Here is a 23,706-nt window from a genome sequence, read left to right on the forward strand (position 1 = left end):
CCTACACTTTCATTTCTCAGTGTCAACTCCTTTTTAGCGCCGCCGACTCTCTCGAACCAGCTCTTTCCCTCCCCTCCGACCGGCTTCCCCGTCGAAGTGGGGCGCATTATACGCCCCTCCTTTTTCCCGTCAACTCCATTTTTTAACTTTTTTAAGAAAAGTTTCTGAGGGGCAATTTACAAGTAAAGCACGTTATTTTTATTTCACAAGCTCACTCTTGTTTCATTTCTGGCTCAAGCTCAACGACAATACTGTCCGCCGCTTTCTGCGCAAGCTCCTTCGCCTCGTCAATACTTTCAGACTGAGCCAAAATCACGCCCATTCGACGCTTGCCGTAAACTTCCGGTTTGCCAAAAAGTCTCACTTGTACGTCTGGATTACTTAACGCAGCTTCAAGTGAAGAAAAGCAGACTCGGGATGATTCGCCCTCTACTAATAACGCAACGGAAGCAGACGGCCCCATTTGTTTAATTGAAGGAACCGGCAGACCTAATAATGCCCTTGCATGCAAAGCGAACTCCGACAGGTTCTGAGAAACCAAGGTAACCAATCCGGTATCATGGGGCCGTGGCGACACCTCACTGAAATAGACTTCGTCACCTTTTACGAAGAGTTCCACACCAAAAATCCCATATCCGCCCAGAGCCGCAGTCACTTTTTCCGCTATATTCTGTGCAGCGTCCAATGCCAAAGCACTCATAGGATGAGGCTGCCAGCTTACCCGGTAGTCTCCATCAACCTGCAAATGGCCAATAGGATCACAAAAGGAAGTCCCTCCTGCATGCCGCAGAGTTAAAAGCGTAATTTCATAATCGAAGTCTACGAATCCCTCTACGATTACCTTGCCCTGCCCCGCTCGCCCTCCCTCTTGGGCGTATCGCCAAGCGCGCTCAATATCACTTTCACTACGTATAACGCTTTGGCCTTTTCCCGAGGAACTCATAATTGGCTTGACGACACAAGGGGCGCCAATTGAGTTCACAGCATTGCGAAAGGAGTCAAAATCGGCAGCAAATGCATAAGGCGACGTTTTCAGCCCCAACTCCTCCGCCGCCAATCGACGAATTCCTTCGCGATTCATAGTCAAGTTGGCCGCACGAGCGGTGGGCACAACATTAAAGCCGCTTCGTTCAAGCTCAAGCAGCTCAGCTGTCGCAATCGCCTCAATTTCAGGGATTATGAAATCAGGAGCTTCAAGCTCAACCAACGCCCGCAGCTGTTTAGGATCGAGCATATCGATGACATGTGCGCGGTGAGCCACCTGCATTGCTGGCGCGTTTGGGTAGCGGTCCACTGCAATGACTTCCACGCCAAATCGCTGCAGTTCAATCGCAACCTCTTTTCCCAGCTCCCCACTTCCCAATAGCATTGCGCGTGTTGCAACATCCGTCAGCGGAGTACCAATTCTTACCATAGCCTTTTGCTCCTATTCATTATTAGGCGGCTCAAATGACAGACTTACGTTCTCTGTCAGCCACTTTTTTCAACACATCCATGCGCTGTTCGTTACTCATTCGAGACCAAGCAGCTATTTCCTCAACGCTACGGTGACAACCAATACATATGTCATCGTCATCCAAAGCGCAGATACTGACGCATGGCGAGCGCACAACTCGCTCACCATTTATTCGATTCGAATTCTCTTTCATAAATGTGCAAAATCAGGCTGGTTGCAAAGTGCGCGTATATTTGAGTGCATTTTCTACATAGTGTTCAGCGCTGGCGATAAGCTGCCTCTTTTCTTCCTCACTCAATTCACGCTTTACTCTTCCTGGAGAGCCAATCACCAAGCTGCCATCAGGGATCTCGACACCTTCGGGAATCAATGCATTAGCGCCGATGATACAAAAGCGCCCAATTTTGGCTCCGTTAAGCACAACCGCATTGATGCCAATCAGACTGTAGTCGCCCACATCACATCCGTGCAGCATGGCGTGATGCCCGACAGTCACCCCCTCTCCCAAGACGATAGGACAGCCAGAGTCTGTGTGTAACACTGCACAATCCTGAACGTTCGATTTTGGGCCAATGGTTATTTGATCATTATCCGCTCGGACCACTGCGCCAAACCAAACACTGGATTGAGGGCGCATTATCACTCGCCCTATAACAGCAGAATTTGGAGCCACGAAGCATCCATCCTCGGATATTTCAGTCTGATCATCGCCTAAATTAAACCTCATATGCGTTCAATCCCTATCTTCAGTAAAACTGCCAATTCTTCGGTTAAATGAAACTCTGAAAAAATCCATCAATATGATTGCGGAAACGCCCCAGATTTCATAATCGCCGTAATACCAACAAGGCACCTGTAATCGATACTGCTCAAAATTGATCTTATCCAGTCGATCCGGCTCATTTTCCAAGAAAAAGCTTACCGGCGCTTTGAATACGCTATGCAATTCATTTGGGTCTGGGATCAGCTCTGCTTCAGGGTCTACGATCCCAACATAAGGAGTGACGGCTATTCCATGGCGGGACACAACCTGGTTAAGGCCGCCAACCACTTCTATCTTTTCAGGCGACACCCCGACTTCCTCAAACGTCTCCCGCAGCGCAGTGTCCCGCAAGTTCCGATCCGAAGGGTCCCGCATGCCTCCCGGGAAAGCCACCTGCCCGCTATGAGTCTTCATATGCTCAGCGCGTCTGGTCAGGATAATTTGAGGACAATCCTCTCTAGTGATCGGCACCAGGACCGCCGCTTCTGGAAAGTCGCTGGGAAAGCGTCGCGGCTGGTTGGAGGATAAAGTTGCGATGATTTTATCGAGCATGACGGACGACTAAGTGAGGAAAACAAGGAAAGATACCATACAAGTCCGGGGTAATGTATGGTGCAATATGAGGCGCAGCATTCAAAAAGAACACCCAAATTGCGAACGCTTATTTTCGGCCAATAAAAAGACAACCAGTGAGACTGTTCATCTGACCATGAAGTATTGCAGCCAATGCGGCCAACCCGTCGAGCATAAGATTCCCGCAGGAGATAACCGGCCGAGACATGTCTGCGGCAACTGCCAGGCCATTCACTACATAAACCCTAAAATCGTTGCCGGCACGCTTCCCGTTTATGGCGACCGTATTTTGCTTTGCAAGCGCGCCATCGAACCCAGATTAGGTTTTTGGACTTTGCCCGCCGGCTTTATGGAAATGCAGGAAACCACTTCAGAAGCCGCCATGCGAGAAACGTGGGAGGAGGCGCAAGCGCGTGTGGACCTGGACGGCCTGTATACGATGATCAGCGTCCCCCATATCGGTCAGGTGCATATTTTTTACCGCGCCAACGTAATTAATGGAGAGTTCGCCGCCGGGGAAGAGAGCCTCGACGTACAGTTGTTTTCAGAAAGCGATATTCCCTGGGATGAAATCGCATTTCCTACGGTAAAAATAACGCTGCAGCAGTATTTCCAAGACCGTAAAAGCAACTCCTTTCCTGTCCATGTGAAAGATATTCACACCGGCATTCCCAAGGGTTAACCCTCCCCTTCAGGCACTTTGCATAACAATGCGCCGTCAGATGCTTTCAAGCCGGTATACGTCGTATGCCGGCTCTTCGTAGGGATGCGCCAGCTTCATTGCCGCCACCACCGACGCGATCAATGCATCCTCAACCACCAACTCCACTTTATATTCTTCGACCAGTTCAACCTCACCGACACTTCCCAAGAATGGAGAACTGCCGTCCAAAGGACGAAATTGTCCAACACCCTTTGTCTGCCAGCTGCAGCGATCGTAATCGCCGATCTTTCCGCCCCCCGCAGTAAAGACTGCTTCTTTTACGGTTTCCATATGCGATTCAGGAACAAAAAAGCTTAATTTATACATTTCTCTTCCATTACAGTTTAAATTTTATCCACAGGCAGACACTAAATTACTACCCTGACTGAGAAATTAGAGTTCTCCACAGATTCTGTGGATAACTTTGGGGATAAATACTTAACTTCCCCCCAAATCGCCCATAGGGCCTATGCCCGGGACAAATTGGCGACGAATTAAACAGGATAGAAATACCAATATTTATCAATAAGTTACATTTGTCAACGCTGACGCCACAACATCTTTGAAATATTTTTAGATGCTACTTGACATAGATATTTCTGGTGTGAATAAACAGAAATAATGCAGACGAAAAGGCCTCATTTTTAGGCCGCGATAGGGATTTTCCGGCAGGCTCCGCAATTCATGCGAGCGTTTTTTGAGCACATCAAGTTTTGCAACTAGCGATGACGTACACTTTGTTACCTTTTCTGACAAAAAATAATAGCGCAGAAAAGCATAGCCTAATTTGGACACTTGAAAAGGAAAACGGAGATTTTTTATCTAACGTGGCGAAGAGCCCTGAAAATGAACAGATTCAGCGGAGAATAAGGGCGGAGACCAATGTCTCTCACCCTTAAATATCATCATTGCGTCTTGGAATTAGCCCAGCCATACCCTCGCGTTACGGAACATCCTCATCCATGCGCCGTCTTCACTCCAAGTGGAAGGACGCCAGGAGTTAGCAACAGCGCGGAACACCCTTTCTGGATGCGGCATCATGACGGTGATACGCCCGTCATCGTTACACACAGAGGTGATGCCCAGCGGAGAGCCGTTAGGGTTAAATGGATGCGACATGGTGGGACGGCCATAGTTATCCACAAACCGCAGCGCCACATTTTTCTGAGCCATTAAAGCCGATGCCCCTTCAGGACCCACTTCCGCCAGACCTTCTCCATGCGCCACTGCGATAGGCATCATGGAGCCCGCCATTCCCTGGAACAATATGGACGGCGAGTCCAACACTTCCACCATCGCAACACGAGCTTCGTACTGTTCAGAGCGGTTACGCACAAAGCGTGGCCAGGAATCAGCGCCAGGAATCAGCTCTTTCAGGTTTGAAATCATCTGACAGCCGTTACAGACGCCAAGCGCGAAGGTGTCTTTGCGATGGAAGAACGCCTCGAACTGGTCTCTTGCACGAGCATTAAACAGAATGGATTTTGCCCATCCCTCACCCGCGCCTAACACATCGCCAAACGAGAAGCCCCCGCACGCCGCCAAGGCTTTGAACTGACTCAGAGAGACCGCGCCCGACAGGATATCGCTCATATGCACGTCAACCGCGCTGAAGCCGGCTCTATCAAACGCCGCCGCCATTTCAGCCTGACTATTCACGCCCTGCTCTCGCAGCACCACAATTTTTGGCTTGGCGCCGCGATTAACGAAAGGAGCTGCAATATCTTCGTTGACGTCGTAAGTAAGCTTGGCGCTCAAGCCCGGATCGTTGTCATCATCAATAGTGGCAAATTCCTCGGCCGCACACTCGCTGTTATCCCGCATGGCCTGCATACGATAGCTGGTCTCAGCCCAGATCTTTTGTAACGCGGCCCTGCTATAACCAAGAACGGTTTGTCCTTCATGCTGGAATTTGACTAATTGGTCGGCATGAGGCTCTCCCAATACGACAACATGATCCGCCAATCCTGCGTCAGCAAAACAGGCCTTCACATCCTCAACATGCTCTTCGGATACCTGCACCACAGCGCCGAGCTCTTCATTAAACAACTCGCGGGCGATGTGAGTACGGTCTTTTACCAAACCATCAAAGCAAATAGTCATGCCGCAACGGCTAGCGAACGCCATTTCACACAAAGTAGTAAACACGCCGCCGTCGGAACGGTCATGATAAGCCTTGAGTTTGCCCTCTCCGTTCAGCTTCTGGATGCATGCGAAAAAGGCCGCTAACTCTTCAGGGTTATCCAAATCCGGAGCCACTGCACCGACGGAACGATAAACCTGCGCCAACGCAGAACCGCCCAGTCGATTCTTACCTGCGCCCAGATCTATAAGTAGCAGCTTGGATGGCGCAGATAGATCCATCTGCGGCGTCAACGTCTTGCGTACATCCTCAACCGGCGCGAAACCACTGACGATCAGAGACAGAGGCGCAGTCATGGACTTCTGCTTCTCGCCCTCCTCCCATACCGTCTTCATGGACATGGAGTCTTTGCCCACAGGAATGGTGATGCCTAATTTAGGGCACAGCTCCATACCTACCGCTTTGACCGTTTCGAACAAAGCTTCGTCTTCACCAGGATGCCCGGCTGCGGCCATCCAGTTCGCAGACAGTTTAATGTCTGACAGCTTTTCTATTTTTGCAGCGGCGAGGTTGGTAACCGTCTCACCTACCGCCATACGACCGGATGAAGGAGGGTCAATCAGCGCAATCGGCGTTCTTTCCCCCATCGCCATCGCTTCGCCGCGATAGGTGTCAAAACTTGCCGTAGTTACCGCCACATCGGAAACTGGCGTCTGCCATGGGCCAACCATCTGGTCTCTGGAAACCATTCCCGTCACAGAGCGGTCGCCGATGGTGATCAGGAAGCTCTTGGACGCGACACTGGGCAATCGGAGAATTCTCTCCGCCGCCTCTTTGAGGTCCAGGGCAGTGGAATCAAAAATGGGCTTAGTGAAGCTCTTCCGCTCTATAGTGCGGTGCATTTTTGGCGGTTTGCCAAACAGAACCGACATCGGAAGATCTACCGGGCTGTTAGCAAAGTATTCGTCAGAGACTTGAATCTTCAATTCTTCCGTCGCAGAGCCTACGACCGCGTAAGGACAACGCTCACGTCGACAGAGCTGATCAAACAGCTCCATATCCTGCTCCGCAACCGCCATGACATAACGCTCTTGAGATTCGTTACACCAGATTTCCAGCGGCGACATGCCAGGTTCATCGTTAGGCACATCCCGTAGTTCGAACAATCCACCGCGACCGCCGTCTTTCACCAGTTCAGGCAATGCGTTGGACAAACCACCCGCGCCAACGTCATGGATAAACAGAATCGGGTTGTCATCCCCTAACTGCCAGCAGCGATCGATCACTTCCTGGCAACGTCTCTCCATTTCCGGGTTATCTCGTTGTACAGAGGCGAAGTCGAGATCCTCCTGGCCAGCACCGCTGTCCATAGAAGACGCGGCTCCACCACCCAGACCGATCAACATTGCAGGGCCGCCCAATACGATCAACTTAGCGTCGACAGGAATATCTTTCTTTTCCACATGGGAACCGCGAATGTTGCCCATGCCGCCAGCGATCATGATCGGTTTGTGGTAACCCCGCCATTCAATACCGTTTACGCCAGGCACCTGTTCTTCATAGGTACGGAAGTATCCACACAACGCCGGCCGGCCAAATTCATTGTTAAACGCCGCACCGCCAATTGGGCCATCCAGCATAATTTGCAAAGCGGATACGATGCGTTCCGGTTTGCCGTAATCGCCTTCCCATGGCTGCTTGTAACCAGGAATATTAAGGTTAGAAACGGTGAAGCCGGTCAGACCCGCTTTGGGTTTAGCGCCAATGCCAGTCGCGCCCTCATCGCGAATTTCTCCACCGGACCCCGTTGACGCGCCGGCGAAGGGAGAAATAGCTGTTGGATGATTGTGCGTCTCCACCTTCATAAGGATATGAATATCTTCAACGTTATATCCATAAACCTTGGTCCGGTGATCAGGGAAGAAACGTCCACCCTGACCGCCTTTAATTACCGCTGCGTTGTCGCGATACGCCGAGAGCACGTCTTCGCCACCCTGTTCATAGGTGTTGCGGATCATGCCAAACAGCGAGTGGGACTGGGCTTCGCCATCAATTTCCCAGGTCGCATTAAAGATCTTGTGACGACAGTGTTCTGAGTTCGCCTGAGCGAACATCATCAACTCAACATCCGTGGGGTTGCGTCCCAACTCAGTGAAAGCGCTGGTGAGATAGTCAATTTCGTCTTCCGCCAGAGCCAGCCCCATTGAGCGGTTAGCCTCCGCCAACGCGTCACGACCATCAGCCAGGATATCGACCGTTGTCATCGGCTTGGGCTCAGCATGAGCAAATAGAAGCTCCGCCCCCGCTATCTCATGGAACACGGACTGCGTCATGCGGTCATGCAAAATCGCAGCAATCGCAGCGCGGCGTTCGCTGCTCAGTTGTTCTGAGCTGCCAATATGGTAAGCCACGCCTCTTTCGATACGACGTATCGCCGTCAGTCCGCAATTATGTGCGATGTCCGTCGCCTTGCTCGACCATGGAGAAATCGTGCCGGGACGGGGAACAACCAGAAACAGAGTGCCGCTTGGCATTTCGCTCTGACCTTGTGGCCCGTATTGAAGCAAGCGATCCAGAACGGTGCGTTGATCTGCGGAAAGGTCTCCTTCCAAATCAACGAAGTGCATGTATTCGGCATACACTGACTGGACTTCAGGAGCCTGTTCCTGGATATTCTTGAGTAGTTTTTCGCGCCGAAATGGGGAGAGGGCTGGTGCGCCACGGAGTTCAAACATATCTCTGACTGATGGCCTCTAGGCTGGAAAAAAGAGGCGCTAATGATAATAGATATCAAGCCATTGAGCCACTTTTAAGAGGCCTCGCCATAAGCGCGGCGCAGCTTGCGGGTTAACCCGGGCCGTAACGCTTTGTACATAAATCGACAAGATTTTTCACAGTTTAACTACAGTTAACTTGCAACTTGATTTGTTACTGTTAAGTATTGAGCCCCTTTGTTTATAACCGGAACTGATATTGCTTGCATCAGCCTGCACTCATTCATGGCGAACAGGACGTTTCCTGAACAAACTGATTAGGAGCGGTATTCAGACGCTGACCGCAGCAGCGCTTATCGCCAACCTGAGCGCATGCAGCCGCCCTACGACGCTGGAGAAGATCGAGCAGGAGGGCGTCCTTCACGTTATAACTCGCAACGCCCCCACTACTTATTACGAAGACCGGGACGGCCCCGCCGGTTTTGAGTATGAGCTGGCGAAAAAGTTTTCGGAATATCTCGGCGTCGAGTTGCGACTGCGGGTCGCCAGCGATCTTGACGAAGCCTACACAGTCCTCGAACAAAACTACACCAATCTGGCCGCTGTCGGCTTGAGTCGCCTGGCGGCTTCCGCGCAAAGTCCCGGCCTCCGTTTCAGCTCTGAGTATCTGGAAATTCAGCCTCTGGTTTTGTTTCGAAACGGCAGTCCCAAGCCAAAACAGGTAGACGATCTGATTGGGGGTAAAATGATTATCCCTGCGCAGACGGCGCAAGCAGAGTTCCTGCGGCAGGTTAAGGATTCTCGCCTTCCCGATATGGACTGGCTGGAAGCGGCGGATATGGAAACATCCGAAATCATGCGCCTGATTGAGGAAGGGGAATACGAATACGCCATCGTCAACTCCCGGGAATACGAAATTCATAAGGCCATGTTCCCCCGCGCACGGGAAGCCTTTCCTTTAATGGAGCCGTTACAGATCAGCTGGATATTCCCACCCGGCGAAGACATGTCCCTCATTCAGAAAGCGGACGAATTCATTAAGCAAATCAAAGAAGACGGCACGCTGATCTATCTGCAGGAACGCTATTTCGGGCACGTGAATCAGCTGAATTACGTGGGCGCGCGCACCTATATCAGCCATATCAAAGACAGGCTGCCTAAGTTTGAGCCGACTTTTAAACAGGCGTCTGAAAAGTTCGAAGTCGATTGGCGACTGCTGGCTTCCATTGGTTACCAGGAATCCCACTGGCGCCCCTACGCCACCTCTCCTACCGGCGTAAGAGGGCTGATGATGCTGACGCTGCCCACCGCCAAGGAGATGAACGTTAAGAACCGGCTTAATCCTGAGCAAAGCATCTTCGGCGGCGCTGGCTACTTCAGCCGCATCAAGCAGCGTATCTCTGAGCGTATTGCGGAGCCAGACCGCACCTGGATGGCGCTGGCCGCCTACAATATCGGCCTTGGACACCTGGAAGACGCCCGCGCGCTGGCCAAAATGCAAGGGATGGATCAGGACAAATGGATTGACGTCAAACAGGCGCTGCCATTGTTACAGCAGAAGAAATGGTATGTGAAGACTCGCTACGGCTACGCTCGTGGCTGGGAGCCGGTACATTATGTGCAAAATATCCGTCGCTATTACGACGTCTTGGTATGGATGACTCAGCCCAGTGCGGAAGATGGCAGCGTCGCTCAAAATGAAGACGCCTCAACGCCAGGAGTTGACGGGATAGCAGAGGAAACGCCGGCCATTCCCGCTCCATTCCGAGTCACACCGCCAATGCTCTAAGACCTTTTCTTCTCTCCCTCAAAACTCGTCCACATCAGCCTTTACCGCCTCATTGATTTCGTCAAAGTTAAACCCTCTTTGCATCAGGTAACGCTTCTGTTTCTGCAGTTCAACGGGTGTTTCCGGTCGCTCTCGAAATCGCTTAGTCAGGGTCGCTTCAGCCCGTTCAAACCAGTCTACGCCGGACTCCGCAAACGCCTTTCTGACCAAGTCCTGCTCCACCCCCTGTTGCTTCAGCTCCGCTGTGATTCTTATTGGACCATAGCCTTGCCCCGCTCTATGCCGGACCAGAATCTCCGCATAGCGTAAATCGCTCAGCCAATTATTCTCCAGCAGATGGGCGATCACAGCTTCCACGGCGTCCGTATCGGCGCCTCCGGCCTCAAGTTTGCGGCGAAGTTCGCGCTCGGCATATTCCCGACGGGCGAGCAATCTTAACGATTTTGCCAAAAGCGCCTGTTTTAATTTTTCAAAATCAGGGTTGGCGGAAGCGTCCATAATTAAACCTTACACTTATCAATCAGTATGCAAACAGTCTGGCGTTTTATTAAAGGCGGCGGATTTACGCCCAACCCTTCCGAGACGCCAACAACGAGAGTAGACTATGCTGTCGCGCAAATGAGCATAGCGCGAACGGTGACCAGATCGCACGTCCGTAGCGACGCAGTATGCCGCCAGTAGTCTTTCCGCAAGAACTCAAGGCCCGATAATTGAACTTTCAGGAACCTTTCATGCCGACCCTGCTAAACAAGCTATTCAAGCCCAAGTGGCAAAGTAACAACCCGCAAACCAGGTTGGACGCGATCAACGAACTTGATTGGAATATACCAGAGCAGCGCAGCATCCTCGAACAGGTTATCGCAAAAGACTCAGAAGCCGAAGTGCGCCAGGCGGCGCTGAAAAAAGTGATAAAAATCGAAGACCTGCTTAAATTCACCAACGACAAAGATAAAGTCGTTCGGGATGCGTCCAAAGCGCGCCTGCAGTCTCTTATACAAGGCGCATCCAGCAATTTCGACAGCTTTGTCGCCCAAAATCTTAAACAAGCCTCCGATGAATTGCTGTTCACGATTCTTGGCGCCCTGAACGAGGAAACCCAGCTCCCAGCATTTTTAAAGGCGCTAGGGGACAACAATTCCCCGATGCTGGAGAAAATCGCCACCGAACACCACCTCAGCAAAGTTCGCATGAAAGCGGCGGACCATATCCAGGAGCCTAGCGCCCTTGAACGTCTCGCCAAAGTGGCGAAAACCAAAGATAAAGGTCTGTTTCAGTTAGTCAAAGGCAAACTGAAACAAGAAAAAGACCAGGAAAAGCAAGAAGCCGCCGCACGTCAGGAAATAGAAGCTTTTTGCCTCACACTTGAAAATCACGCCAAAACAGACGTCACACGTTACTACCCAGAAAAACTACATGCCCTGGAGCGCACGTTCCAGACACTGACGCCCGCGCGCTTTGTCGATTTACAGCAGCGCATCCAAACCGCACTGGATACCTGCCGCACCAGAGCCACAGCGATGGAGGACGAAGCCAAGGCCACCGCGCATGAAGAGGCGCAAACGCAGGAGTTGCAAACAGAACGTGACGCCACCTGCTCCGAGCTGGAAAACACTATCGAAAAGTTACAGGCCGCGCCCCTGAGTACGCCCAGCGAGTTATCCGCCTTGGATGCGCTGATAAAGACTCAGGAAAACCGTTGGCTGGAAGCGACTCGCGACCACAAAGTCAGCAAACACGAGCAAAAGCGTTACCAAGCCGCAATGGGCGAAGTTCGCCATTACTACTCCTGCCTGCACAAGCTCAGCAACCTGCAAGGGGATCTTGATACGTCGATCAAACAGGCGGAAGAATTTAAGGAGAAAGGCGACAGCGAATCCAAAGATAGCCGCCATACTCTGAAAAAGATCCGGCAAATGGTGGATGAGGTGGAATGGCCATCCGGCTACCAAAGACCGTCGCTACTATCCAAAGCAGCGGAGCTTATGGGCGAGATCCATACCATCCAGGCCCAGCACATCCAGGATCAGAAGCGCTTAAAGCAAGAAGTGCAGAAATATATTCAGCAGTTAAGCGATGCGATTGATGAAGGCGCTGTAAAACGCGCCCTGAAACTAAATAAGGACATCGCTCGCACACTGGAGCGTCTTCCCACCAAGATCGCGCACGACCTGACCGCCCGCTTCCGATTGGAGCAGAAGCGCCTGGAGGATCTGAAGGACTGGCAAGGGTTCGCTACCCGGCCGAAACAGGAAGAACTGTGCGAACGTATGGAGCATCTGGCTGACCAACACCTGGAGCCGCACCTTAAAGCTCAGCGTATTCGCGAGTTACAAAAAGAGTGGCGCACGCTTGGAGGCTCCTCCGATCAGTCGCTGTGGAACCGGTTCCGCGACGCGTCCGAAAAGGCTTACGAGCCATGCAGGGAGTTTTTCAGCGAAGAAGAAAAGCTCAAAGAGGTTAACCTCAATAAGCGTCAAGAAATTGTCCATCAATTACGCGGCTTCATCGACTCCGTGGATTGGGACGCGCCAGACTGGAAAATGGTGGATAAGATCAATCGCAAGGCGCGGGAAGAATGGCGTCAGTACTATCCGGTTGACCCACAACACGGCAAGCAGGCGCAAAAGCATTTCAATGAGTTGCTGAAGTCCCTGGATGAACGACTCAGCGGCGAGAAAGCGCGCAATCAGGCAATTAAGGCCGACATTGTTAAACGCGCGGAAGCTTTGATCGCGGAAGAAGATATCCGCACCGCCACCCATCAGGCCAAAGCGTTACAGAAAGAATGGCAATCAGCGGGCATTACCGATCATCGTGAAGATCGACGCCTGTGGAGCGAGTTCCGCAAAGCTTGCGACCAGATATTCGGCCGCCTGAACGAAACTCGTCAGAAGCATCATGAAGAACAGCAACATAACGTACAAAGAGCGGAAGAGCTGGTGACCGCCGCTATTGCGCTGGCGGAGCATCCCGACGAAAGCACGGAAAGCGCTATAGCGTCGCTGTCTGAAGCCTTCAGCGACCTGGGCCACTTGGGCGATCATGGCAAAGAGTTGCACGGCCGCTTCAAAAGCGCCGTTAGAACCTGCCGTAAAGCATTGGAGCAACGCACCAAGACGTCCTATATCCACTACTGGGGAGGCATCCTCGATAACGGCGCGCACATCCGGACGCTGACAGACGCCCAAAACGTTGAGTGGCCGACTGAGCTTGATGAGCTGCAGGCGCCGCATAAAGCCCAGTTTGAAAATGCGCTAACTCAATTCGCACAGGCGGGAAGCCTGAACGAGATTTCTCAGGACGAAGCTCGCGACCTCGTTCTTACTGCGGAAATCCTGGCGGAAATGGAGAGTCCTGCGGAAGAGAAAACCCGGCGCATGCAGCTGCAAGTAGAGCGACTCACCGCCGGCATGCAGCAATCCGCACCGTTGGAAAGTCCTATCAGTAAGTTTGAGCAGATAGTCCTGCAGTGGGCGACCGCCAGGACGGATGACAATGGCGCAGCACAAGACCTGGATAAGCGCCTGCGTACAGCTCTGGAAGGTATTGTCGTCAAATTACAACCGCATCCTCATCGCGACTGATCCATGTTGATCAGGCCAAAGCCTCGCCGCCGCTAATCATTGCGGCGGAGGGCTGCGGCAAACGCCGCTATAGCTCGACCTCGACAATACCTAGTCTCGATGCCCCTCTTTTACATATGTGACAGCTTTGGCGACGGCGCCTACGACTTCCTCCTGCATCTTCAAGAACTCATCCGAAGAAAGGTAGAACGCCATATCCACACCGTGGCGAAAATAACGGGCGGGCAAGTGGTTTAACGCAACACACACAGCATCAGTCAGAAAATCCTCATCAGGCTCCTGCCCTTCCATCTGCTTGGCCAGCTCCTCCAACACCAATTTTTCATAATAGTTATAAACATTGTCGAGAATAGACATAGCGCCTCCTGATAACCCCTTTCATCTCACACCTGCAGTTGGATTCCGGGCGAACAGCCACAACTCATATTTGACCTTCGCTCCGACTTAATAATAGACCAGACCGTTCGCCTCGCCATTGCGGGCTCGCATGCCTGAGCAAACTGGATGTTTTCGCCAATGGGGTTGTTTGTTCCTGTCATTTCTCCGCAAAGGCCCCTCGCATATGGTAAATAACGTCATCAGCGTTCAATAAAACAAGAAGGTACGATTCATGGACACAGACGCTTTCATCTATGACAGTGTTCGCACGCCGCGTGGTCGAGGTAAAAAAGACGGCTCCCTTTACGAAGTAAAACCCGTCGACCTGCTCGCAGGGATATTGAGCTCATTGCAGCAACGCAACCAACTCGACACTCAACAAGTGGACGATATTGTGATGGGATGCGTGACTCCCGTCGGAGATCAAGGAGCGGACATCGCCAAAACCGCCGCCCTTGTCGCCGGCTGGAGCAATGAGGCGGCAGGCGTCACATTGAGCCGCTTTTGTGCGTCAGGCCTAGAGGCGGTGAACCTTGCCGCAATGAAGATCCGTTCCGAATGGGAGGATCTGGTGGTTGCGGGCGGCGTTGAATCCATGTCACGGGTTCCCATGGGCAGCGACGGCGGCGCCTGGGCGCTGGACCCGGCCACCAATTTACGCACCCACTTTATTCCACAAGGCGTCAGCGCCGACTTGATCGCGACGATAGAAGGATTTTCCCGCGCGCAGGTGGATGAGTTTGCAGTGAACTCTCAACGCAAAGCCTCAGAGGCGAGACGTCAGGGTCTATTCAAAAAGTCCATTGTTCCGGTGACAGATCGGAACGGCCTTATCCTGCTGGAAGAAGACGAACTGATTCGCCCAGAAACCTCACTGGAGGGCTTGTCGCAATTGAAGCCGTCCTTCCAGATGATGGGAGAGATGGGTTTCGACTTCGTACCGAAGGAGAAATATCCCTTCGTTGAACGTATCAACCATGTGCATACCCCCGGTAACTCCTCCGGCATTGTCGACGGCGCAGCGGCGCTATTGATCGGTTCAAAGCAAAAAGGCGATCAACTGGGTCTGAAGCCCCGCGCTCGTATCGTAGCGACGGCTGTCACCGGCTCAGATCCCACGATAATGCTGACGGGACCGGCTCCCGCCACCCGCAAAGCACTGCAAAAAGCAGGATTGTCCGTATCCGATATAGATCTATTTGAAGTGAACGAGGCCTTCGCCGCGGTTGTCCTTAAGTTTCAGAGAGAAATGGGCGTCCCTGACGACAAGGTCAATGTGAACGGCGGAGCCATCGCCATGGGACACCCTCTCGGCGCGACAGGCGCCATGATACTTGGTTCATTGCTGGACGAATTGGAGCGCCGTCAGCTGCGATATGGTCTGGCCACGCTTTGCGTAGGCGGAGGCATGGGCATCGCCACCATCATCGAACGACTCTGAACAGCGTCAGACACTACTAACGGACAATGACAAGCGAGAGATGACATGACTGCCATACGCTACGAAAAAGACCAAGAAAACATCGTCCTTCTGACCATGGACATGCCCGGCCAGAGCGCCAACACCATGAATGCGGAGTTCCGCGAAGCTTTCCGCGACACTCTGCAACGCCTGCAGCAAGACAAGGAACATATTGCTGGCGTCATCATTACTTCAGCCAAGAAGACCTTCTTCGCCGGTGGCGACCTGAGAGAGCTGATTCAGGTAAATAAAGAACATGCCCAGGACTTCCTGGACATGCTGACAACAAGCATTACCCAACCTCTGCGCCAACTTGAGCTGTTGGGGCGACCTGTCGTCGCGGCGATCAATGGAGCCGCCCTGGGCGGGGGCTGGGAACTGGCGCTGGCCTGTCATGCACGTATCGCATTGGCGGACGAACGAATTGAACTGGGCTTGCCGGAGGTAACGCTAGGGTTATTGCCCGGCGGAGGCGGCGTCGTCCGTCTCCCTAGATATCTGGGCCTGGAAAAAGCGCTCCCTCTTCTACTGGAAGGAAAAAAGCTATCCCCGCAAAAAGCCTTATCGATGGGCCTGCTGCATGAGCTGGCCGAAAGTCCTGAGGAGCTTATTAACGCCGCGCGCGCCTGGATAAAAGCAAACCCATCTCCCCAACAACCCTGGGATGCAAAGGGCTACAAAATTCCCGGAGGCTCGCCCAGCAACCCCAAAGTGGCGCAGATGCTGGCGATTGCTCCCGCCATATTGAAAGCCAAAACCAAGGGTTGCTACCCCGCCCCGGTGGCCATCATGTCCGCCGCTGTAGAAGGCGCGCAGGTAGACTTCGACACCGCCCAGAAAATAGAGTCCCGCTATTTTACCTATCTCACCACCAGCCAGGTGGCGAAAAATATGATTGGAACCTTCTGGTTTCAGCTAAATGATTTAAAGGCGGGACAAAGTCGTCCGAAAGACATTCCAACACACAAAATGAGCAAAGTCGGCGTACTGGGCGCTGGCATGATGGGCTCAGGCATCGCCTACGCCTGCGCGCAAAGAGGGCTGCAAGTCGTACTCAAAGATGTAGAGCAAGCCTCTGCGGAAAAAGGCAAAGCCTACTCCGATAAAATTCTTGGCAAAAAGGTCAGCCAGGGACGCATGACAGAGCCTCAAAAGCAAGACGTGCTCGACCGCATCACGCCCACCACTAACGTCAGCTTAATGGAGGGGTGCGACCTCATTATTGAAGCGGTATTTGAAAACAGTGAATTGAAGGCCAAGGTGACCCAGGAAAGCGAGCCGATGCTACGCCGAGAGGGTATTTTCGCCTCCAACACCTCTACTATTCCCATCACACAACTCGCTCAGGCTTCCAGAGACTCAGAGAAGTTTATCGGGCTGCACTTCTTCTCCCCTGTGGATAAGATGCAGTTAGTGGAAATCATTGTAGGCGAGTCCACTTCACAAGAAACCCTGGCCAAGGCCTTCGACTTTGTCATGCAGATCGGCAAGGTCCCTATCGTTGTAAACGACAGTCGAGGCTTCTTCACATCACGCGTCTTTGGCACTTTCGTCAATGAAGGCGTCGCCATGCTGGCGGAAGGCGTACATCCCGCCGCCATCGAAAACGCCGCGCAGCTTGCAGGAATGCCGGTCGGGCCGCTTGCTCTGTCAGACGAAGTCAGTTTGACCCTGATGACTCATATCAGAGATCAATCCCGCAAGGATGTTGAGGCGAATGGCGGCAAATGGTCCCCACATCCCGCAGAACAGGTAATTGACGCGATGGTGAGCGAGTTTGAGCGTAAAGGTAAAGCCGCCGGGGCAGGCTTCTACGAGTATCCCCAACAGGGCGCCAAACACCTTTGGCCAAAGCTCGTGGAAAAATATACCGACATGACGATAACTCAAAACACCGACCTGCAAGAGCTAAAGGACCGCTTGCTGTTCATTCAGTCGCTGGAAACCATGCGTTGTCTGGAGGAAAACGTTTTACGCTCGGTTAAGGACGCCAACATTGGCAGCATCTTCGGCTTGGGCTTCGCCCCTTGGACAGGGGGCGCTATCCAGTACGCCAACCAATACGGCTTGCGCCAGTTTGTCGAGCGCGCCAACTATCTTCGCGATCGCCATGGAGACCGGTTCGCGCCTCCCGCATTACTGGTATCACTAGCGGAGAAAGGCGCAATTTTCGAGTAGCGCCCATTTAACTCAGCTCAATAAACGCAAAATATTGCCGCCCCCTCCAGCGAAGCCCAATGTTCGCTAGAGGGGACGTACGTCGTTTAGAAAAGTAAAAAACACCACATTCTTACTTTTCTACCAATTCGCCCCCTGCTTCATCGCACCTAGCGCCTATCCTGAGCGCCTCTTCACACCTTAGGCAATTAGCGGCCATTATGAATAGATTGTCATTTGCTTTTTTGCAACCCAGCATTAACTCTAGAAACTAGGTGAGTGTAAAACTTCATCGGCATTTCCAGCAGATGCAGACTGAATTCGCTTTTGATTGTCCGCCATTGCAAAGGCTTACAATTGGTGATGAATAGATACTAGTTGGAACTTCGTATCTGGCCTACAATCAAAGTGTTAATACTGTATAAAAGCTGTGGAGTATTTATACCCTTGCACAATTATCCCGGATTTAGTCGTGAATAAGTTTAAACATATGTTTTTGTTACAACGCCGCAGTCTCTACGCTGTCCTGTTTACCTCCCTGTGCTCACTGGCGCTGGCCGGCAACGCCGCCGTCGCTTCTGGAGCCAAGACGGAAAACCCGGACTATCTCAACCTGTCCCCTACCGCGGACCAGGAAAAAGCCAGCAGGGATATCGCCAGACAACTGCAGTACGCTCACTACCGCAGCCTGAAAATAGATGGCGAAGTATCCTCAGAGGTGTTGGATAACTACATAAAATATCTCGACCCACAGCGCATCTACTTCACCCAAAGCGACATCGACGAGTTTGAAAACTATCGATATCGACTTGATGGCGCCATTAAATCCGGTCAGCTTGATCCCGCTTTCCGCATCTACAATCGCTTTCAGTCACGCATTGTCGGCCGCCTGGGCTACATTACCGGCCTGCTCGACACCGGCGTCGATAAACTGGATTTCAAAAAAGACGAAGAAATCCTCATCGACAGAGAGGAAGCGCCCTGGGCGAAGACCGAGGGCGAGCTTGATAACCTCTGGCGCAAACGTCTGAAGAGCGCCATATTGAGTCAACGCTTGCTGGGCAAAACCGACGAAGACATCAGCAACGGCCTGCGTAAGCGTTACGAAAGTCAGCTAAGTCGTATCAGGCAGTCCCGCTCAGAGGACGTATTTCAGGCATATATGAATGCGCTGACCAATATTTACGATCCTCATACCCAATATTTTTCGCCTCGCAACTCCGAAAACTTCAATATCAATATGTCCCTGTCGCTGGAAGGCATAGGCGCTGTATTGCAATCGGATAACGAGCACACCAAGGTCGTCAGATTAGTGCCGGCGGGTCCCGCCGATAAGAACGGCAAGCTCAAACCTGCTGACCGTATCGTTGGCGTTGGTCAGGGCGACAAAGGCGAAATCGTCGATGTCGTGGGGTGGCGCCTGGAGGAAGTGGTGGACCTGATCCGCGGCCCTAAAAAGTCTGTGGTAAGGTTGGAAGTTATTCCCGCCACCGCCAGTAACGACTCAGAAACCCGTATCATCAACATCGTACGGGATAAAGTGGACCTGGAAGATCAATCCGCTCAAAAGCACGTTCTTAACATCAATCGTGGCGGACGCGAATACAAGTTAGGCGTTATCGATATCCCCACCTTCTACGCCGATTTCCGCGCAATGCAGGCAGGCGATCCGAACTATCGCAGCACCACGCGTGACGTGAATAAGCTCCTCAATGAGCTGAAAGCCGAGGGCATTGACGGCCTGATCATTGACCTACGCGATAATGGCGGCGGGGCTTTGCAGGAAGCGATTCAGTTGACTGGCCTCTTTATTCAGGAAGGCCCAACGGTGCAAGTGCGCACAGCAGACAACCGCGTGCGTGTTTACGACGACCCGGATGAGCAAATCGCCTACACCGGCCCTCTCGCAGTCATGGTTAACCGCATGAGCGCTTCCGCTTCTGAGATTTTCGCAGCAGCCATTCAGGATTACGGACGCGGCGTTATCATTGGCGAACAGACCTTCGGTAAAGGAACCGTCCAATCTGTACGCGGCCTAAGCCATGGCCAACTGAAAATTACTGAAGCCAAGTTCTACCGTATTTCAGGGGGCAGCACTCAGCATAAAGGCGTCACTCCGGATGTCGTTATTCCATCCGCAATCGACAAGAGTGAGATCGGTGAAGATGCATTACCGCAAGCCCTGCCCTGGGACCATATCGATGCTGTCGCACACCGCAGATATGGCAACTTCAGTCCACTGATTTCAGACTTAGCGAAAAACCATGATACCCGCATGGAGAAAAATGCCGAGTACCAGGCTTTACTGCAGGAAATCGACTTCTTAAAAGAAACCAAAGCGCAAAAAACCATCTCCTTGCGCGAGGATGTCCGCAAACAGGAACTGAAAAAACTGCAGGATCGTGAGCTGGCTTACGTCAACCTGAAGCGCGCGGCCAAGAAAGAGAATCAGTTTAAGAATTACAAAGAGTACGAGACCTATCAGGAAGAACAATCGGCGCAAGCGCCCTCGAAGAAAGATCTCGATTTTGTAGCGCGTGAGACCGGCGAAATTCTGGTGGACGTGCTAACCATGCAACAGCAAATCGCGGACTCTAAAAGCTAATCCCATCCTGACGTTAGCAGAAGCCTGATTCTGCTAACGTCATTGACTTCATTCACTTTTTAATCGACAGTGCAACAAGATATTCATCGTTGCAGGTCATCTTATGTCTGGAGACATTCCCAAGAAGTCCGGCGCTTCACCAGCCAGGACAGACGCCAAGGACAGCGCCTCAATGCCTGCAACGCACAAGTCTTCAACAAAAGCCAAAACCACCGCAGCCAAAGGCGATGAAAGCAGCTGGTTTAACCGCATCAGTGAATTAACCTCCTCCGCCCTGAAAATCGCCAAGTTAACCACCGATAGCTCCATTCGCGTCGGCAAAACCATCCTGAAAAATCAGGACCAGTTGAAGCTTATGGCCGCCGCAGGGCAGTCTCTGAAAGACTTACGTGAAGTTGCAGGCCTCACTATCCATGAACTCAGTGATTCCTTAAGCCTAAAAGACAAAAGCCTGTGGGAAGCGGTCGAAAATGGTACGGCGACGATTTCATTCGAGCTCATTCTTCGCCTGGCGGCTCTACTGGCCCGCAATGATCCCGTCCCTTTTATCCTCAAATATACACGCACCTATAACCCAGAGTTGTGGCGCATATTGAATGACTGGGGGCTGGGTCGACTGCCGCTGCAGTATGAGCGTGAGCGCAAATTTATAAACATCTATCGCCGCCATGACGCAGCGCGTCAGCTATCCGATGAAGGTTTTGACAAAGTGCTGGAGTTTACTCAAAAGGCATTTGAAATGGGCCTGCACTTTGTCGCCGAAAACGAGCAGCTCAGCAAACCGAATAAAGACGCCAGACAGACGGAGAAACCAACGTCGGAAGAGACACATCCTCCTCACAACGAAAAGACAACTACAACCAAGCCCTCTGGCGAGCCTAAGTCAGAAAAAGAATAAGGGGGGGAGATCAGCCGCGTATATCGGGGAGATATAAGGCTCAAAAAAATCGCGCCCCTATAAGGAGCGCGATCATGAACAGAACAAATACAGAAGATTACCGGATTAGTTTTCCTTGATCTGGCTACCTTTCATGGTAATCACGCCCGAGGCTTTGGTATTTATCTTATTGCCGTTGATAGTGATATCGCCATTCTTTTTCATGGTGATGCTGGCTTTACCCACCTGCAAGGTAATCTCGTCTTTAGCCGTGATCTGAACACTCTTGGCGTCAACCGAGTACTCTTTGGTAATGGACTCAGTGTGCTTGCCTTTAATCGACTCAGTACGGTCCTTACCAATCTCAACCGTTACATTTTTGCCGACATTCAGCGATGAGTTTTCACCAATGACTTCATCTTTGTTTTTACCGATATCAATGCTCTGATTTTCACCAACAGTCAGGCTGTCGTTTTTACCGATATTGATAGTACGGTTTTCGCCAACTTCCTCAGTCTGATTCTTAACGACACTGATGGACTGGTTATTTCCGACGCTTTCTGTATCGTCGTTTTCAACCGTAATGTCTCTGTCTTTTTGAGCGTGGACACGAATCAGCTCTTCGCCTTTTTCGTCGATGAGCATAATTTCGTTATAGTCTTCCGTCCCACCGCCCTTGGAAGAACGTGACTTAACGCCGGTATGGGTCTTTTTCGCTGGCAATTCGTAGGGAGGCATTTGCTCCGCATTGTATACGCTCCCGATAATAAGAGGTCGATCCGGGTCCCCTTCTAGGAAGGAGATCACCACTTCTTGACCGATTCTCGGAATATACTGCGCGCCCCAGTTTTTACCGCTCCATATCTGCGCAACACGAATCCAGCAGGAACTCTTGTCGTCTTTCTTGCCCAAGCGATCCCAATAAAACTGAACTTTAATCCGGCCAAACTCATCCGTATAAATCTCATCCGCTGACGGACCGACAACCAACGCCGTTTGTGTACCGCTTATTACAGGCTTTGGCGTCTTCAGAGTTGGGCGCATAATCGTTGTGCTGGGGGCGCATTGAAATGAGTTGGAATAATGCGGCGCGGATTCAACACCAGCTCGATAGCTCCCCTCTTCCGCGTTATGCGTCACGCTGGCGACAACATACTTTTCTTTACTTTCCTTCGAGTCAGGATGGACCCCTACCGTAAAGATATAACCTGAACACATCGAAGGATAATTGCTTTCCGCATTAACCAGTGAATAGCCGCTCTCCAATGTTTCCATACGGGTCTTGGCGTAACCATCGCCCTCCCCTTTCTGCGCATACTCGCCAGGGTAATCATAAACTTCAAACTTACTGATATTAGGCAGCTTGACCTTAGTACCCTGAAAAACCGCCAAACTGGTGGCGGGGGTTTCGAAGTTATAATCCGTTAGAGAAACTTTTCCGCTGACAAGCTGGTACGCATGCTCCCAGCTGCTGATTTTGAATTTCGTGTGAGCGCCGTCGGTGACATCCAAAGAGGACTCGGATACCGATTCATACCCTTTGGCGTTATCGCTAAGCACCAGCGTATGCTTGCCTTCTTCGTGCTGGAAGTAGTAATAGATCCCCTCTTCCTCCAACAAGCGTGAGACGAAGTCGAAATCGGTCTCACGATATTGCACGCAATAAACCCGGTTTTCATATGTTTTTTGCAAGCGCCAGCTAACATCTGAAAACCCTAATTCACTAAAGACTTTATCAATAATTTTTTGAACGGTCAGTTCCTGAAAGATCCGGCAATCGCGACGATACTTGAGCAGGGAAAACCACGGAACCATCTTGAGCCTGTATTCTCTATAATGGTTCTCTTCAATCTGGTGTGCGGACATCTGGGTTACGATGCCCGAAAAGTGCCTGGGTTTACTAGGGTCCGCATGCACGCTGATGGTAACTTCTTTACCAACGATAGCGTTTGGATCAATGTTGTAATCTGTACTCCAGACCGTCGCAGTCGTTTCAAACGGCTCTGACAGGCATTCCGTTACCTTGAGTTTTTTCATTACAAGCACATCCGCCCCTAACGGAGACTTAATCGTCAGGAGCTGTTTATCTTGCTTCGGTCCCGCCATGGTCTAACCCTTCCATCAGCATGATTAATTTTTTGTCGCCTCATTTTGATTGATTAGAGGCCAAGTTCAAATTCGGTTTTCTGCAATTCTATATGACCGTCGCCCATCTTGCATAAATCAAGGGCCGATCACTTATCAACCATTACAAACAGAGCGTCAAAACAAACTGAAAGCCGTCAGTAATACCTGATTTTTTACGGATTTTTGGACGCTGACTTTTGTGAAAAGGCATATCCAGAAGATATAAAATGGAGAAGCATCAAAAAAGTTCATCCCTCTGCGCCCAGGCTATTGATCAAGCTAAGGAGCACTGACTCTGCACTGATTTCCAGAGTAACAAATGCAACGACATATTAAGCGCATAACGCATGAATGCCGGGCGCCCAGCATTAAAACGGCATAGATTCTATCTCATCGGGAGTGGCGCCTACACCAGCCATAGGGATGAAATTTTTA

16 protein-coding genes are annotated in these 23,706 nt (G+C 51.5%); 7 read left to right on the plus strand and 9 right to left on the minus strand.

The features are described 5' to 3' along the window. Positions 1–211: 211 nt before the first annotated feature. From purT to KP814_RS23190, 4 genes are read right to left on the minus strand one after another with little or no spacing between them, the layout of a single operon-like run. On the minus strand, positions 212–1,414 hold the full coding sequence (purT, locus tag KP814_RS23175; RefSeq protein WP_216739004.1) for a formate-dependent phosphoribosylglycinamide formyltransferase: 1,203 nt from the start codon (positions 1,412–1,414) through the stop codon (positions 212–214). 31 nt (positions 1,415–1,445) lie between these two features. Further along, positions 1,446–1,649: a DUF1289 domain-containing protein gene (locus KP814_RS23180; protein WP_216739005.1), complete on the minus strand. Its 204-nt coding sequence runs from the start codon at positions 1,647–1,649 to the stop codon at positions 1,446–1,448. Between the two features lie 12 nt (positions 1,650–1,661). Continuing rightward, the gene (locus KP814_RS23185) at positions 1,662–2,183 is read right to left on the minus strand and encodes a gamma carbonic anhydrase family protein (RefSeq protein WP_216739006.1); all 522 of its coding nucleotides are present in this window, start codon (positions 2,181–2,183) and stop codon (positions 1,662–1,664) included. A 6-nt stretch (positions 2,184–2,189) separates the two neighbouring features. Then, positions 2,190–2,771, minus strand: a complete 582-nt coding sequence (locus KP814_RS23190) for a CoA pyrophosphatase (protein WP_216739007.1) — start codon at positions 2,769–2,771, stop codon at positions 2,190–2,192. A 157-nt stretch (positions 2,772–2,928) separates the two neighbouring features. Between KP814_RS23190 and KP814_RS23195 the strand changes: the two genes are divergently transcribed. Further along, entirely contained in the window at positions 2,929–3,474 is a 546-nt protein-coding gene (locus tag KP814_RS23195; RefSeq protein ID WP_216739008.1) for an NUDIX hydrolase, read from the plus strand. 36 nt (positions 3,475–3,510) lie between these two features. On the opposite strand, the gene KP814_RS23200 is transcribed toward KP814_RS23195, so the two are convergent. Together KP814_RS23200 and purL are read right to left on the minus strand one after the other, a co-directional pair. Next, the gene (locus KP814_RS23200) at positions 3,511–3,822 is read right to left on the minus strand and encodes a YqfO family protein (RefSeq protein ID WP_216739009.1); all 312 of its coding nucleotides are present in this window, start codon (positions 3,820–3,822) and stop codon (positions 3,511–3,513) included. 594 nt (positions 3,823–4,416) lie between these two features. Continuing rightward, a complete protein-coding gene (gene purL, locus KP814_RS23205; RefSeq protein WP_216739010.1) occupies positions 4,417–8,313 on the minus strand; it encodes a phosphoribosylformylglycinamidine synthase in 3,897 nt (1,298 codons plus the stop codon). A gap of 238 nt (positions 8,314–8,551) precedes the next feature. Between purL and mltF the strand changes: the two genes are divergently transcribed. Further along, positions 8,552–10,081 carry a membrane-bound lytic murein transglycosylase MltF gene (gene mltF / locus KP814_RS23210; RefSeq protein ID WP_216739011.1) on the plus strand — a complete coding sequence of 510 codons (1,530 nt, stop codon included), beginning with the start codon at positions 8,552–8,554 and terminating at the stop codon, positions 10,079–10,081. Between the two features lie 18 nt (positions 10,082–10,099). Here the strand turns inward: mltF and KP814_RS23215 are convergent, their stop codons facing one another. Beyond that, on the minus strand, positions 10,100–10,579 hold the full coding sequence (locus KP814_RS23215) for a regulatory protein RecX (RefSeq protein ID WP_216739012.1): 480 nt from the start codon (positions 10,577–10,579) through the stop codon (positions 10,100–10,102). Between the two features lie 233 nt (positions 10,580–10,812). Here KP814_RS23215 and KP814_RS23220 point away from each other — a divergent pair, with 233 nt between their 5' ends. Further along, the gene (locus KP814_RS23220) at positions 10,813–13,665 is read left to right on the plus strand and encodes a DUF349 domain-containing protein (RefSeq protein WP_216739013.1); all 2,853 of its coding nucleotides are present in this window, start codon (positions 10,813–10,815) and stop codon (positions 13,663–13,665) included. A gap of 90 nt (positions 13,666–13,755) precedes the next feature. Here the strand turns inward: KP814_RS23220 and KP814_RS23225 are convergent, their stop codons facing one another. After that, positions 13,756–14,022 (minus strand): late competence development ComFB family protein, encoded by a 267-nt coding sequence (locus tag KP814_RS23225; protein WP_011396085.1) that lies wholly within the window; start codon positions 14,020–14,022, stop codon positions 13,756–13,758. A gap of 253 nt (positions 14,023–14,275) precedes the next feature. Here KP814_RS23225 and KP814_RS23230 point away from each other — a divergent pair, with 253 nt between their 5' ends. From KP814_RS23230 to KP814_RS23245, 4 genes are all read left to right on the plus strand, one after another. Then, complete coding sequence (locus KP814_RS23230; RefSeq protein ID WP_216739014.1) at positions 14,276–15,484, plus strand: acetyl-CoA C-acetyltransferase; 1,209 nt, start codon at positions 14,276–14,278, stop codon at positions 15,482–15,484. A gap of 45 nt (positions 15,485–15,529) precedes the next feature. Next, positions 15,530–17,683 carry a 3-hydroxyacyl-CoA dehydrogenase NAD-binding domain-containing protein gene (locus KP814_RS23235; RefSeq protein WP_216739015.1) on the plus strand — a complete coding sequence of 718 codons (2,154 nt, stop codon included), beginning with the start codon at positions 15,530–15,532 and terminating at the stop codon, positions 17,681–17,683. Positions 17,684–18,134: 451 nt separating this feature from the next. Further along, on the plus strand, positions 18,135–20,267 hold the full coding sequence (locus tag KP814_RS23240; protein WP_371824083.1) for a carboxy terminal-processing peptidase: 2,133 nt from the start codon (positions 18,135–18,137) through the stop codon (positions 20,265–20,267). Between the two features lie 103 nt (positions 20,268–20,370). Further along, positions 20,371–21,165 (plus strand): XRE family transcriptional regulator, encoded by a 795-nt coding sequence (locus KP814_RS23245; protein WP_253938591.1) that lies wholly within the window; start codon positions 20,371–20,373, stop codon positions 21,163–21,165. A 105-nt stretch (positions 21,166–21,270) separates the two neighbouring features. On the opposite strand, the gene tssI is transcribed toward KP814_RS23245, so the two are convergent. Beyond that, on the minus strand, positions 21,271–23,250 hold the full coding sequence (gene tssI / locus KP814_RS23250; protein WP_216739017.1) for a type VI secretion system tip protein VgrG: 1,980 nt from the start codon (positions 23,248–23,250) through the stop codon (positions 21,271–21,273). Positions 23,251–23,706 lie beyond the last annotated feature (456 nt).

It is taken from the genome of Hahella sp. HN01 (assembly GCF_018986435.1).
Lineage (GTDB): Bacteria > Pseudomonadota > Gammaproteobacteria > Pseudomonadales > Oleiphilaceae > Hahella.